The organism is Sinorhizobium sp. 22678 (assembly GCF_052044265.1).
GTDB lineage: Bacteria > Pseudomonadota > Alphaproteobacteria > Rhizobiales > Rhizobiaceae > Sinorhizobium > Sinorhizobium meliloti_A.
On sequence record NZ_JBQEMS010000001.1, the window covers coordinates 568781 to 583244 of the forward strand.

Annotated in this window: 14 protein-coding genes; 11 read left to right on the plus strand and 3 right to left on the minus strand. The window is 62.7% G+C overall.

The genetic code is table 11. The features are described from left to right. Positions 1–57: 57 nt before the first annotated feature. The 3 genes from ACTJKL_RS02905 to ACTJKL_RS02915 form a co-directional block, all read right to left on the minus strand. Positions 58–207 (minus strand): hypothetical protein, encoded by a 150-nt coding sequence (locus tag ACTJKL_RS02905; protein ID WP_018095785.1) that lies wholly within the window; start codon positions 205–207, stop codon positions 58–60. A 184-nt stretch (positions 208–391) separates the two neighbouring features. Further along, on the minus strand, positions 392–1705 hold the full coding sequence (locus ACTJKL_RS02910; protein ID WP_411921578.1) for an NAD(P)/FAD-dependent oxidoreductase: 1314 nt from the start codon (positions 1703–1705) through the stop codon (positions 392–394). After that, a complete protein-coding gene (locus tag ACTJKL_RS02915; RefSeq protein ID WP_018095787.1) occupies positions 1702–3069 on the minus strand; it encodes a glutamine synthetase family protein in 1368 nt (455 codons plus the stop codon). Before ACTJKL_RS02915 ends, ACTJKL_RS02910 begins: the two co-directional genes overlap by 4 nt. A gap of 123 nt (positions 3070–3192) precedes the next feature. Here ACTJKL_RS02915 and ACTJKL_RS02920 point away from each other — a divergent pair, with 123 nt between their 5' ends. The 11 genes from ACTJKL_RS02920 (at position 3193) to ACTJKL_RS02970 (ending at position 14464) form a co-directional block, all read left to right on the plus strand. Beyond that, complete coding sequence (locus ACTJKL_RS02920) at positions 3193–3885, plus strand: GntR family transcriptional regulator (protein WP_411921577.1); 693 nt, start codon at positions 3193–3195, stop codon at positions 3883–3885. Between the two features lie 272 nt (positions 3886–4157). Beyond that, positions 4158–4874 (plus strand): FadR/GntR family transcriptional regulator, encoded by a 717-nt coding sequence (locus tag ACTJKL_RS02925; RefSeq protein ID WP_440852120.1) that lies wholly within the window; start codon positions 4158–4160, stop codon positions 4872–4874. Further along, on the plus strand, positions 4871–6043 hold the full coding sequence (locus tag ACTJKL_RS02930; RefSeq protein WP_440852121.1) for a PLP-dependent transferase: 1173 nt from the start codon (positions 4871–4873) through the stop codon (positions 6041–6043). Before ACTJKL_RS02925 ends, ACTJKL_RS02930 begins: the two co-directional genes overlap by 4 nt. 37 nt (positions 6044–6080) lie before the next feature. After that, positions 6081–7343: an ABC transporter substrate-binding protein gene (locus tag ACTJKL_RS02935; RefSeq protein WP_440852122.1), complete on the plus strand. Its 1263-nt coding sequence runs from the start codon at positions 6081–6083 to the stop codon at positions 7341–7343. 97 nt (positions 7344–7440) lie between these two features. Further along, positions 7441–8376 (plus strand): carbohydrate ABC transporter permease, encoded by a 936-nt coding sequence (locus tag ACTJKL_RS02940; RefSeq protein ID WP_018095792.1) that lies wholly within the window; start codon positions 7441–7443, stop codon positions 8374–8376. A 4-nt stretch (positions 8377–8380) separates the two neighbouring features. Further along, on the plus strand, positions 8381–9214 hold the full coding sequence (locus ACTJKL_RS02945; protein WP_018095793.1) for a carbohydrate ABC transporter permease: 834 nt from the start codon (positions 8381–8383) through the stop codon (positions 9212–9214). A 6-nt stretch (positions 9215–9220) separates the two neighbouring features. Beyond that, positions 9221–10288 carry an ABC transporter ATP-binding protein gene (locus ACTJKL_RS02950; protein WP_440852123.1) on the plus strand — a complete coding sequence of 356 codons (1068 nt, stop codon included), beginning with the start codon at positions 9221–9223 and terminating at the stop codon, positions 10286–10288. A 199-nt stretch (positions 10289–10487) separates the two neighbouring features. Next, positions 10488–10874 (plus strand): c-type cytochrome, encoded by a 387-nt coding sequence (locus ACTJKL_RS02955; RefSeq protein ID WP_018095795.1) that lies wholly within the window; start codon positions 10488–10490, stop codon positions 10872–10874. A gap of 136 nt (positions 10875–11010) precedes the next feature. Next, positions 11011–11955 (plus strand): cytochrome c oxidase subunit II, encoded by a 945-nt coding sequence (locus tag ACTJKL_RS02960; RefSeq protein ID WP_440852124.1) that lies wholly within the window; start codon positions 11011–11013, stop codon positions 11953–11955. Positions 11956–11987: 32 nt separating this feature from the next. Beyond that, entirely contained in the window at positions 11988–13769 is a 1782-nt protein-coding gene (gene ctaD / locus ACTJKL_RS02965) for a cytochrome c oxidase subunit I (protein ID WP_440852125.1), read from the plus strand. Beyond that, on the plus strand, positions 13766–14464 hold the full coding sequence (locus ACTJKL_RS02970) for a cytochrome c oxidase subunit 3 (RefSeq protein WP_440852126.1): 699 nt from the start codon (positions 13766–13768) through the stop codon (positions 14462–14464). Before ctaD ends, ACTJKL_RS02970 begins: the two co-directional genes overlap by 4 nt.

The following is a 14464-nucleotide window of genomic DNA, read 5'->3' on the forward strand; positions in this document are numbered from 1 at the left end:
TACGGCACCGGCCGATGAACGGCTGCAGATGCATGAGCACCTGCAGCCGTTGCGAAATCAGAACGCGCCGATGAGGAGCGCGCAGATGAAAGTGAAGGCTGCAGCCACCGCGATGGCCTGGGTAAAGTGTCTGGCAGTCGGACGACGGGCGGGTCGAGCCCGGTAGACGGTATAGCGGGATTGGGTCATCGCCTTGGTCGCGTTCATTATGTCTCTCCGCTGTTGGGGCGTGGCCTGTAGCCGTTGTTCTCCTATATTCTTGATCGAATTCCTAGATAATTTTTTCCCACGGATCAAACGAGAAATGAAAAATTCGTTTAACCGGCCTGCCGGGCAGTGCGGAATACACGGTTTTTTCGACGTATCCGATGCCCAGGAGCGATCGCCCCGGCTACCAGCCGACGGCGTCCTTGAGCATGTACCACCACGATCCGACAGTCGAATACTGCGCACGGAACATCCGTCCGCCGGGGAATGGATACCAGGGCAGCTTCGCGAAGACATCGAAGCGCGCCGCGTCCCCGTCGATCGCTTCGGCAAGAGTGCGGCCGAAAAGGTGGGAGCCCGTCACGCCATGACCGCTATAGCCATGGGCGAAATAGGTATTGCTGCCGATCCGCCCCATTTGCGGCACGCGCGTGAAGGAGAGTGCGAAGTTGCCGCTCCAGGCATAGTCGATCTTCACGCCCTTGAGCCGCGGAAAGACCTTTTCGAGATTTGGCCTGAGCTTTGCCACGACATCCGCCGGGTCGGTACCGCCATAGACGGTGCCGCCGCCGAAAATCATCCGCTTGTCGGCGGACAGCCGGAAATAGTCGAGAATGTAGCGAACGTCCTCCACGCACATGTCGCTCGGGATCAGCGAATGGGCAAGCTCCTCGCCGAGCGGCGCGGTGGTGATCATCTGGGTCGAAACGGGCATGACGCGAGTGGCGAGCTTCGGCACGGCATCGCCAAGATAGGCGTTGCCGCAAAGCACGACGATCCGGGCGGAAACCTCGCCCCCCTCGGTATGGACGGTCGGCCGGGCCGATTCGTGGTCGACACGGGTCACCGGTGACATCTCGTAGATCACGCCGCCGAGGCTCTCGAGGGCGCGTGCCTCGCCGAGCACCAGATTGAGCGGATGCATATGGCCGCCGGTGGTGTCGAGCATGCCGCCGCAATAGGCCTCGGAATCGACGAGCTTGCGCAGCGCCTCGCGGTCGAGAAGCTGATGATCGTCCATCCCGTGTTTGCGCCAGAGCGCCTGCTTGGCCTCGAGCTCCTTCATGTGGGCTCCGGTATAGGCGGCATAGATATTGCCGGGCTTCAGATCGCACTCGATCCGATACTGGCTGACGAGCCGGCGGATGATCCGTCCGCCTTCCTGCACAAGGCCGCCGATGAAGCGGGCGGCATCCTCGCCGTAGCGGCGCTCGATCGTCGACAGGCCGGCATTGAGGCCGTTGACGATCTGGCCGCCGTTGCGTCCGGAGGCGCCCCAGCCCACCTGCGCACCCTCGACCACGGTGACCTTGTAGCCCTTTTCGGCAAGATGAATGGCCGTGGACAGGCCCGAATACCCCGCGCCTACGATGCAGATGTCGGTTTCGATCGGGCCTTCCAGCCTGACCGGATTGCGGATGATGTTGCGCGAGGCGGCGTAGTAGCTCGTCGGGTAACTGCCGTCCCCGGCATAGGATTTCTGCTTCCGTGCCATCATACGATTTCCAGATAGGCGCTGAATTCGTAATCCGTGACCTGCTCGGCGAAGCCGGCGATCTCCTGGCGCTTGCAGGCGATCAGCATGGAGCGAAGCACGGGATCGAAGATCTCGGCGGCGATCGGTCCGGCCTCAAAGGCGTCGACCGCCTGCCCCCAATCGGCAGGAATTTTGGGCAATTTCTCCGTCGCATAGGCTCGTCCCTCGACGGGCGCCGGCGGCTTCCATTTGTTGCGGATGCCTACGAGCGCCGCGCCGAGGATCGCGGCGATGACGAGATAGGGATTGGCGTCGGCACCCGCGACGCGGTGCTCGATCCGCCGCGCCGCCGGATTGCCGCCCGGGATGCGGATTGCCGAGGTGCGGTTCTCGTAACCCCAGGAAATCGAGGTCGGCGCATGCGTGTCGGGCCGCAGCCGCCGGTAGGAATTGAAGTGCGGGGCGAACATAAGCGTCGTCTCGGCCATGCCGCGCAGGAGGCCGGCCACCGCATGCTTGAGCACGGCCGATCCCTCGTCGCTGCCGTCGTCGAAGACGTTGTTGCCTTCCTCGTCGAGCAGGCTGAAATGGATGTGCATGCCGTTGCCGGAACGGGTGCCGTAGGGTTTGGCCATGAAGGTCGCCGCGAGCCCGTGCTTGCGGGCGACCCCCTTGACGATGCGCTTGAAGAAGATCGCGTCATCCGCCGCCTTCAGCGGATCGTCGCTGTGCAGCAGATTGATCTCGAACTGGCCGATGCCGTTTTCGGCTATCGCCGCATCGGCCGGCACGTTCTGCCGCGCGCACTCCCTGTAGACGTCGGAGAAGAACTCGCCGAAATCGTCGAGCTCGTCGATCGAAAGGATCGCGTCGGAATCGAGCCGCTTGCCGGTATAGGGCGAGATCGGCGGGACGGCGCTGTCCGGCTCGGGATCGATGAGATAGAATTCCAGCTCCGTCGCTACCACCGGGCGCAGCCCCAGTTCGCGATATTCGCGCATGATCGCCGCGAGCGCCTGGCGCGGATCGGCAAGAAAGGGCCTGCCGTTCTCGACGAACAGCCAAAGCGGAACCAGCGCGCTCGGCCGCGACGTCCAGTTGACCGGCAGGGCCCCTCGCCCCGTGACGCCGCAGATGCCGTCGCGGTCGCCGGTCGCAAAGACCTGCGCGCTGCCGATGATATCCTCACCCCAGACGTCGACGCCGACGATCGAGAGCGGCATGCGGATGCCGCCGCCGAGCACCTTCCTGGCCTGTTCCACCGGCACCCGCTTGCCGCGCATGATGCCGTTCAGGTCGCAAATCACCGCCTGAATACTTTCTATCGGGCCGTTCTGTTCAAGCCAGGACTGGAACACTTCCGGGTCGTCCGCATCGATTGACATATCGTTTTTCTTTTTGTGATCACATTATCGGGAAATTGACATAGTTGCAGTTTTGAAGTCAAGCTGCCCCGGGTCGGTAGGATCGACTCGTTCCAACGCCCGGGTGCGGGAGGAATCGCCGTCTTGAAGACCCTTGCTCTGCCCGCCCTTCATCGGCCGGAAGGCATGACGACCCACGACTATGCCTTTGCGCGTCTCAGGCAGGCGATCATGGTGGGCGCCTTCCGGCCCGGAACCTCCGTCACCATACGCGGGCTCGCAGATGCGCTGGAGAGCAGCCCCACGCCGGTGCGCGAAGCACTGCGTCAGCTGACCTCGATCGGTGCCCTGCAATTTCTGGAGAACCGGCGGATCGTCGTGCCGCGAATCACGCCGGCGCGTTTCGAGGAGCTGATCTCGCTTCGTATCGCGCTTGAAAGCCATGCCGCGCGCAGGGCCGTCGCCCATCTCTCCGACCGGCAGATAGACCGCATCATCGCACTGGATGACGCGATCGAGGCCGCGATCCTGGCGGGGCAGAAGGCGCAGGCGCTGATCGCCAATCAGGAATTTCACCGGCGGATCTATACTGCCAATCCCGATCAGGTGGTCATGCCTTTCGTAGAGAGCCTCTGGCTCCAGCTCGGGCCGATCCTCGGCATTGCCATGGAACACGTCACGGAATTCTATGTCATCGACCGTCACCGTGAGGCCATCGAGGCCCTGAGACGGCGTGACGAGGACGCCGTGGCGCAAGCCATCGCCGCCGACATCCGCGAGGGCATCGGCGGCTTCGATCAGCAGGCGATCGGCAAGCTGCTCGCGCTTGCGCTGTGATGAGCCTTGGGTCTGCCCAGTAGGGTAACCACCCTGATCTGCCCCTCACCCTAGCCCTCTCCCCGCGCCCGGGGAGAGGGGACACCCTGTGTTCCGCTTCAGCCTCGATGGGTCAATACGGACTCGTCCCCTCTCCCCGCCAGCGGGGAGAGGGCTAGGGTGAGGGGCAGACCTCAAGACTCGACGCGACGCTCATCTGGCCCTTGACCACCTCTCCTGTCCCCTGCATATTGCTCAGATGTCAGACCAATTATGGTTCTGGGGAGAACCGCATGCCCCTGCAGGATAGAGCGATGCTCCTGCCCCTGCCGCCCGCAGACCGGGCGCAGCAGGTAACATCCGCTCTTGCCGATTTCATTCAAAGATCAGGGCTGAACCCCGGGGATCGCTTGCCTGCCGAGCGGGAAATGATGGCGGCGCTCGCCGTCGGCCGCTCCACCATTCGTGAGGTGCTGAGCCATTTCCAGGCGCTCGGCGTTGTCGAGGCGCGCAAGGGCAGCGGCACCTATCTCCTGCGCGCCATTTCCACCGCAACCATCCACATGCCGCTGGCGCTCGACACGGAGCACCTTCGCGACGCGCTGCTGCAGACGCTCGAAGTGCGGCGCGGCATCGAGGTCGAGGCCGGCATGGTCGCTTCGCGGCGCCGCACGGAGGCCGACCTCGTCAACATCGAAACGAAGCTGAACGAAATGGAGCGGGTCCATCTCGCCAAGGGAACCTCCGGCCCGGAAGACCTCGCCTTCCATCTTGCGATCTACGACGCGACCCACAATCCGCTCTTCAAGCAACTGCTCGAACAGATGCGCGAGGCCTTCGAACGCTTCTGGGACGAGCCCTTCGACCGCTCGGACTTCGCAAGGCGCTCGTTTCCCTTTCACCGAACGCTCTTCGATGCGATCGCGGCGCAGGACGCCGAGGCCGCGCGCGCGGAAACGCTGAAAATCCTCGCGGTCGTCGAGGAAGACATCAAGGAAATGTCCAAATGAACAATGGCCTCGATCCGTTCGAGAGAGCCTCCCTTATCGTCGCGCATGACGAGAGCAACGCTTTCGATGCAGTCGTACCGCCGATCGTGCAGACCTCGCTCTTCACCTTCAAGAACTATGACGAGATGGTCGCTTCCTATCGGGGCGAGCGCGTGCGGCCTATCTACACCCGCGGCCTCAACCCGACGGTCAGGCATTTCGAGGAGATGCTGGCGAAGCTCGAAGCCACCGAAGACGCCATCGGTTTCGCAAGCGGCATGTCGGCGATCTCCTCCACAGTCCTCTCCTTCGTCGAGCCGGGCGACCGCATCGTCGCCGTGAAACATGTCTATCCCGACGCGTTCCGCCTCTTCGGCACGCATCTGAAGCGCATGCGTATCGAGGTCACCTATGTGGACGGGCGCGACGAAGAGGCGGTTGCCAGGGCGCTTCCCGGCGCCAAGCTCTTCTACATGGAAAGCCCGACCAGCTGGGTGATGGACACGCACGATGTCGCAGCGCTTGCGGCTCTCGCACGCCGGCAGGGGATCGTCACGGCCATCGACAACAGCTGGGCCAGTCCGGTGTTTCAGCAGCCGGTCTCGCTCGGCGTCGACCTCGTCATTCACTCCGCATCGAAATATCTGAGCGGCCATAGCGATGTCGTCGCCGGCGTCGTCGCCGGGTCGAGCGACCTGATCGGCCGCATCCGTTCGGAAGCCTATCCCTATCTCGGCGGCAAGCTTTCGCCCTTCGACGCCTGGCTGCTGATCCGGGGCATGCGCACGCTGCCGGTGCGGATGAAGGCACATGAGCGCTCGGCGCTCGCGGTTGCCCGTCGTCTGGCCGAGCATCCGCTGGTCGAAACCGTCTGCCACCCGGGCCTCGGCAACCATCTGCCACCCGGTCTCTCCGGCACCTCCGGACTTTTCTCCTTCATCTTCCGCGAAGGCGTCGACGTGCGCCGCTTCGCCGATCACCTGAAACTGTTCAAGCTCGGCGTCTCCTGGGGCGGCCACGAAAGCCTCATCGTGCCGGGCGAAGTCGTCCTGGCGCAGAAAGCCGAGCCCAATTCCGCGGCAGCCTTCGGCATTTCACCGCGGTCGGTACGGCTCCATGTCGGCCTGGAGGGAACGGAGGCCCTCTGGAGCGATCTCGAAGCGGCGATGACAGCCGCTTCATCAGGCTGACGAACACGCAACCAGCGAGAACAAAGGGAACGATAAAATGAGGAAACTGATCACCGCCACCCTGCTTGCCACGCTGATGGCCGGCAGCGCCCTTGCCGATACCAAGCTGAAGCTCGTCGAGGTCATCACCAGCCCCGAGCGCACCGAAACGCTGAAAGCGATCGTCGCCAAGTTCGAACAGGCGAACCCCGGCACGACCGTGGAGATCATTTCGCTGCCCTGGGGCGAAGCCTTCCAGAAATTCGCGACCATGGTCTCGGCCGGCGAAATCCCCGACGTCATGGAAATGCCAGACACCTGGCTGTCGCTCTACGCCAATAACGGAATGCTCGAAAGCCTCGAGCCCTATCTCGAAAAGTGGGAGCACACCCCCGGCCTCACCGAGCGCGCGCTCGAACTCGGCCGCGACGTCAACGACACCGCCTATATGCTGCCCTATGGCTTCTATCTCCGGGCGATGTTCTACAACAAGAAGCTGCTCTCCGAAGCGGGCGTCGCCGAACCGCCGAAGACGATGGACGACTTCGTCAAGGCTTCCGAGGCGGTCTCCAAGCTGCCGGGCAAATCGGGCTATTGCCTGCGCGGCGGTCCGGGCGGTCTCAACGGCTGGGTGATGTTCGGCGCGACCATGGCCGGCGACAACAAGTTCTTCAACGAGGACGGCACCTCGACGATGAACAGCGAGGGCTGGATCAAGGGTCTCACCTGGGTCATCGACCTCTACAAGAACGGCCTCGCCCCCAAGGATAGCGTCAACTGGGGCTTCAACGAGATCGTCGCTGGCTTCTACAGCGGCACCTGCGCCTTCCTCGACCAGGATCCGGACGCGTTGATCGCGATCGCCCAGCGCATGAAGCCGGAGGATTTCGGCGTCACCACCATGCCCAAGGGGCCGAGCGGCAAGGCCTTTACCACGATCGGCTTTGCCGGCTGGTCGATTCTTGCCGCCAGCCAGAACAAGGATCTCTCCTGGAAGCTGATCGAAACGCTGGAAGGCCCCGAAGGCAATATCGAGTGGAACAAGCGCACCGGCGCGCTGCCCGTCCATAAGTCGGCCGAGAAGGACCCCTTCTATGCGAGCCCGCAGTTCAAGGGCTGGTTCGATGAACTCGCCGACAAGGACGTCGTGCTGACGGTCATGCCGACCTATCTCGAAGAATTCGCCTTCTTCAAGGATTCGCTCGCCATCAAGACGACCCAGGAGGCCCTGCTCGGCGACATCACGCCGGAAGAGCTCGCCAATCAATGGGCCGACTACCTGACCAAGGCGCAGCAGAAGTACCTCGCAAGCAAGAAGTAACGCAGGCACCGGCGGCGGTCAGCCGCCGCCGGTCGTCCGACGCAGGAAAAGGCACGCCGATCGATAACGGCGGTCAAAAAAGGGGAAATTTCGATCGATGGCCTATGCCGCACGCCATGACGGCCTGCCCGCAACCCGTCCGCCGCTGATGAAGCGGATCGCCGACGCCTCTGCGCCCTATCTCTATACCGCTCCGGCGCTCATCCTGATCGTTACGGTCATGCTCGTGCCTCTGGTGCTCGGCATCTCCTACGCTTTCCGCGACATCCAGCTGCTCAACCCCTTCTCCGGCGGTTTCGTCGGCCTCGATCACTTCCGTGCGCTCGCCCAGGACCAGGCCTTCTTCCGTTCGCTGCGCAACACGCTCTGGTGGACCGGCGCCTCCGTGTTCCTGCAATTCGCCTTCGGGCTCATCCTGGCACTCCTGCTCGACAAGCCATTCTATGGGCGTGCGGTTGCACAGGCGCTCGTCTTCCTGCCCTGGGCGGTGCCGAGTTTTCTGGCCGGCCTCAACTGGGCCTGGCTTTTCAACCCCGTCGTCGGTCCGCTGCCGCACTGGTTCTTCGCCCTCGGCATCATGAGCCAGCCGACCAACATTCTGTCCGATCCCCAGCTTGCCATGTGGGGACCGATCATTGCCAATATATGGTGGGGCATCCCCTTCTTCGCGATCACCCTGCTGGCAGCGCTCCAGGCGATCCCGCGCGACCTTTACGAGGCAGCGAGCATCGACGGCGCCGGCCCGGTGCAGCGTTTCCTTTCGATCACCCTTCCCTTCCTGGCGCCGACGATCGCGATCACCATTCTGCTGCGTACGGTCTGGATCTCCAATTTCGCCGATCTCATCATCGTCATGACCAATGGCGGGCCGGCGGACCGAACCCAGATCGTCGCAAGCTACATCTTCACCCAGGCGTTCAAGCGGCTGGATTTCGGTTATGCCTCGGCGATCGCGCTGGTGCTGCTGGCGCTGCTCCTCGCCTATTCATTGCTGATCGTGATCCTGCGGCAGTGGCTCCTGAGCAAGGATTGAGACCATGCGCGCCAAACAAGCATTTCTGACCATTGCGCATCGCCTGGCAATCCTCGCTTATATCGCCTTCGCGCTCTTCCCGCTCTTCTGGCTGCTCAAGGTCGCCGTCACGCCGAACGATCTCCTCTATTCGGAGGGCATTCGTCTTTGGCCGTCGCGGGCGAGCCTCGAACACTTCGACTTCGTGCTGCGGCACAGCGCCTTCCCGGTGTTCTTCCGCAACAGCCTGATCGTTTCCGGATCGACCGCCGTGATCGTCACCATCCTCGCCTCGCTCTCCGGCTACGCGCTCTCGCGCTTCCGGTTCCGCGGCAAATACTGGCTGGTCACGCTGATGCTGCTGACGCAGATGTTTCCTCTGGTGATGCTGGTCGCGCCGATCTTCAAGATCCTCTCGCCGCTGGGGCTGACCAACAGCCTCACCGGACTCGTCGTCGTCTACACCGCCTTCAACGTTCCCTTCGCGACATTCCTGATGCAGTCCTTCTTCGACGGCATTCCGAAGGACCTGGAAGAGGCGGCGATGATCGACGGCGCGACGCAGTTCGTCGCCTTCCGCCAGATCATCCTGCCGCTGACGCTGCCCGGAATCGCCGCGACCCTCGGCTTCGTCTTCACCGCCGCCTGGAGCGAACTGCTCTTCTCGCTGATGCTGATCTCCGGCAACGCGCAGGCGACCTTCCCGGTCGGGCTCCTGTCCTTCGTTTCGAAATTCTCGGTCGACTTCGGGCAGATGATGGCCGCCGGCGTGCTGGCGCTGATACCGGCCTGCCTCTTCTTCCTCCTCATTCAACGCTATCTCGTCCAGGGCCTCACGGCCGGCGCGGTGAAAGGCTGATACGCAATGGCTTCCATCGACATCGCCAACATCAAGAAGTCCTACGGTACCCATCCGGTGCTGCACGACGTCGACCTCAAGATCAGCGACGGCGAATTCGTCGTGCTCGTCGGTCCCTCCGGCTGCGGCAAGTCGACACTTCTGCGCATGATCGCCGGGCTCGAGAGCGTGACCGGCGGCGAGATCCGCATCGCCGGCAGGCGGGTCAACGAACTCGCCCCGAAGGACCGCGACATCGCCATGGTGTTCCAGTCCTACGCGCTCTACCCGCATATGTCGGTCGCGAAAAACATGAGCTACAGCCTGAGGCTTCGAAAGACGGCCAAGGATAGGATAACGACGGTCGTTGCTGGCGCCGCTGCCAAGCTCGGCCTCGACCCGTTGCTCGATCGCCGCCCCAAGGCGCTCTCCGGCGGCCAACGCCAGCGCGTCGCCATGGGTCGCGCCATCGTGCGCGAGCCGAAGGCGTTTCTCTTCGACGAACCGCTCTCCAATCTCGATGCGCGCCTGCGCGAGCAGATGCGCGCCGAGATCAAGAAACTGCACAAGGATCTGGGCGCCACCTCTATCTATGTGACGCACGATCAGATCGAGGCGATGACGCTGGCAGACCGCATCGTCGCCATGAACGGCGGCGTGGTCCAGCAGGTCGGAAGCCCGCTCGATCTCTACGACAGTCCGGCCAATCTTTTCGTCGCCGGCTTCATCGGCTCGCCGGGCATGAACTTCTTCGAAGGTACCTGCCACGCGGGCGACGCGCCGCGCTTCGAGATGTCGGATGAGATCGGCATCCCGCTCGACGCGGCCGCGCCCCTTTCGAATAACGCAAAGGTGACGCTCGGCATCCGTCCCGAACATGTCGTGCTTGCCGGCCACGGCCCGGAGACGCTGCTTGCCGGCGTCGATTTGGTCGAGCCGACGGGCTTCGGCATCATCCTGCATCTCTCGCTCGGGCGGGCGACCTTCAAGGTCTTCACCAACGACCGGTCGTTCCTGACGGCGTCCGGCACGATCCCCGTCCACTTCCCCGCCCACCACCTGCATTTCTTCGATGCGGAGGGCAAGCGCGTCTGACGCACGCGCCGAATGGCGGCCCGCAGGTTCAGGCTTAGCCAGAAGGAGCAATTGACTTCTCTACGACAAGGACTAGCTTCTTTCCTGTCGCACGTATCAACCGCCCCGGCGCACCATTCCTTAAGAGAAGCAAGCACCGCCAAAGCAGATTTGACGATAGCCTTCCTTGCCCCGCGCCGGGCGAAATTGAGGAAGTATCATGCGAATTGCACTTGCTGCCCTGTCTTTTTCGGCACTCTCGCTCTGTCCGCTCGCCGGGCTTGCCCAGGAGGGCGATGCCGAGGCCGGCGCCACCGTCTTCAAGAAATGCGCCACCTGTCACGTGATCGACAAGGACCAGAACAAGGTCGGTCCTTCGCTGCAAGGCGTCATCGGCCGGACGGCCGGCACCCATGCGGACTTCAAATATTCGCAAGCCATGATCGATGCGGGCAAGGGTGGTCTCGTCTGGGACGACGCGACGCTCGCCGAATATCTGCGTAACCCCAGGGCCAAGGTCAAAGGCACGAAGATGGTATTCCCCGGCCTCAAGAAGGACGAGGAGATTGCCAATGTGATCGCCTACATGAAGCAGCATCCCAAATAGGAATACTTGCGGGAAGTGAGAATTCGATCTCGTCCCGATGATTTGCCAGTATTTTCCGTTCGTGCAATAATTGTGATCGGAACTCTGCGATTGCGTATTCGTCTCACGGCCGATCACGGCGGGGGAGGGTCAGGGAATGGCCGTGGTAGTGATTCTGGTTCTGCTGGCCGTCGGCTCGGTGTTGTTCCATTTGCTTAGTCCTTGGTGGTGGACCCCGATCGCCTCCAATTGGAGTTACATCGACAATACCATCACCATCACCTTCTGGATCACCGGCATCGCCTTCACCGCCGTGGTCCTGTTCATGGCCTATTGCGTCCTGCGCTTCCGCCACCGACCCGGCAATACCGCCGCTTACGAGCCCGAAAACAGGCGGCTCGAAGGCTGGCTCGCGACGGGCACGACCTTCGGTGTCGCGGCGATGCTTGCGCCGGGTCTCTTCGTCTGGAACCAGTTCGTCACCGTCCCGCAGGATGCGCCCGAAGTCGAAGTGATCGGCCAGCAATGGCTGTGGAGCTTCCGGCTGCCCGGCGCGGACGGTAAGCTGGGCACGACCGAAACGCGCGATATCGCCCCCGAAAACGCACTCGGGGTCAATCGGGACGACGCCGCCGGGCAGGACGACATCATCATCGAAGGCGGCGAGCTTCACCTGCCGGTCGGCAAGCCGGTCAAGATGCTGCTTAGGTCGGTCGACGTCCTGCACGATTTCTACGTCCCCGAATTCCGCGCCAAGATGGACATGGTGCCCGGCATGGTCACCTATTTCTGGTTGACGCCGACGCGGACCGGAACCTTCGAGATACTCTGCGCGGAACTCTGCGGCGTCGGCCACCCGCAGATGCGCGGTACCGTCGTGGTCGACACCGAAGAAGACTACCAGGCCTGGCTCGCCGAGCAGCAGACCTTTTCGCAACTGTCCGCATCATTGGAAACAAAAGCAATTCCGGGAAAAGCGTGTAGCGGTTCTCCGTCCGGAGTTGCGACCGAACAAGGAACCGGAGCATTCGCGCTTTTTGAAGAAGGGCGAGAATGCTTCGGCCCGGCGGCGACGACGGTCGCCGCCTCAGCGGCGCAGTAGGAGGTGCCGTGAAGTAGCCCTGGGGAGGAGATATGATGGTCGACGTCCGGTCCGGTATTGGCGAGGCACTTCCGCCTCCCGAAGTCGAGGATGTTGAGCTTTACCATCCGCATAGCTGGTGGACGCGCTATGTCTTCAGCCAGGATGCGAAAATCATCGCCATTCAATACGGCACGACCGCGATCGCCATCGGCATGGTGGCGCTGGTGCTGTCCTGGCTGATCCGGCTGCAACTCGGTTTTCCCGGCACATTCGAGCTGATCGATGCCGAGCGCTACTATCAGTTCATCACCATGCACGGAATGATCATGGTGATCTACCTGCTCACCGCCCTCTTCCTCGGCGGCTTCGGCAACTATCTGATCCCGCTGATGGTCGGCGCGCGCGACATGGTGTTTCCCTATGCCAACATGCTGAGCTACTGGATCTATCTGCTCGCCGTGATCGTCCTGGCCGCAAGCTTCTTCACGCCCGGCGGACCGACCGGCGCCGGCTGGACCCTCTATCCGCCGCAGGCCGTCCTTTCCGGCACGCCCGGCGGCAGGGACTGGGGCATCATCATGATGCTCTCGTCGCTGATCATCTTCGTCATCGGCTTCACCATGGGTGGCCTCAACTATGTCGTGACCGTACTGCAGGGCCGCGCACGCGGCATGACGCTGATGCGGCTGCCGCTGACCGTCTGGGGCATCTTCACCGCGACGGTGATGGCGCTGCTTGCCTTCCCTGCCCTTTTCGTCGCCTGCGTCATGATGCTCTTCGACCGGCTGCTCGGCACGAGCTTCTTCATGCCGGCCATCGTCGAGATGGGCGAGCAGCTGCAATATGGCGGCGGCAGCCCGATTCTCTTCCAGCACCTGTTCTGGTTCTTCGGCCACCCCGAAGTCTACATCGTCGCCCTGCCCGCCTTCGGCATCGTCTCCGATCTCATCAGCACCCATGCCCGCAAGAACATCTTCGGCTACCGCATGATGGTCTGGGCGATCGTCATCATCGGCGGCCTCTCCTTCATCGTCTGGGCGCACCACATGTATGTCAGCGGCATGAACCCGTATTTCGGCTTCTTCTTCGCCACGACCACGTTGATCATCGCGGTGCCGACGGCGATCAAGGTCTATAACTGGGTCCTCACCCTCTGGCGCGGCAATATCCATCTGACCCTGCCGATGCTCTTCGCCCTCGCCTTCATCGTCACCTTCGTCAATGGCGGGCTGACGGGTCTCTTCCTCGGCAATGTCGTCGTCGACGTGCCGCTCTCCGACACGATGTTCGTCGTCGCGCATTTCCATATGGTCATGGGCGTGGCGCCGATCATGGTGATCTTCGGCGCCATCTATCACTGGTATCCGAAGATCACCGGGCGCATGCTCAACGAGGCGATGGGCCAGATCCACTTCTGGGTCACCTTCATCGGCGCCTACGCCATCTTCTTTCCGATGCATTATCTCGGCCTCATCGGCGTCCCGCGCCGCTATCACGAGCTCGGCGAGGCAGCTTTCGTGACGGCTTCGATCGCCGAGCTCAACGCCTTCATCAGCGTCATGGCGTTTCTCGTCGGCGCTGCGCAGATCCTGTTCCTCTTTAATCTCGCCTGGAGCCTGCGCCATGGCCGGGAGGCCGGGGGCAATCCCTGGCGCGCGACGACGCTCGAATGGCAAACGCCCGAGACGCCGCCGCCTCACGGTAACTGGGGCGATGAACTGCCCGTCGTCTATCGCTGGGCCTATGACTACAGCGTCCCCGGCGCGCCGGAAGATTTCATCCCGCAGAACCAGCCGACGCCCGGCCGCCTCAGTCACGAGACCGTCTCATGAGCATCGTCGCCTTCTTTCTGGCGGCGATCGCCGCCATCGTCGTGTGGTGGCTCGCAGGGCAACGCCTGACATCGCGCCCCTGGCTTGAGGTCGGTCACTTCCACGACCGCCGGGGCGCAACGCGTTTGCCGCCGGCGAAAATCGGCCTCGGCGTATTTCTCACCGTCGTCGGTGCGCTGTTTTCACTTGCGATCAGCGCCTATTTCATGCGCATGGCGTCATCCGACTGGGGCGCGCTGCCTTTGCCCGGCCTTCTCTGGCTCAATACGGGCATCCTCGCCGCCGGCAGCATCACCCTGCACTGGACCAGGGTCGAGGCAGAGCGGCGGAACGACGAGGCAGCTCGGATCGGTCTCCTGGCGGCGCTCGCCCTTGGCCTCGCTTTCCTCGTGGGTCAGCTCTTCGCCTGGCGTGCACTGTCGGACGCCGGATATTTCCTGGCCGGGAATCCGGCCAACAGCTTCTTCTATCTGCTTACGGGCATGCACGGCCTGCACATCATCGGGGGGCTTTTTGCTCTCGGCCGGGTAACCGTACATGCCTCGCAAACACCGCTCGACAACAGAACGCGCCTGTCGATCGAGCTTTGCGCCATCTACTGGCATTTCATGCTGATCGTCTGGCTGGTTCTCTTCGCTCTTTTTGCCGGCTGGGCCAGCGGCGTGATCGATTTCTGCCGCCAACTGCTGACATAG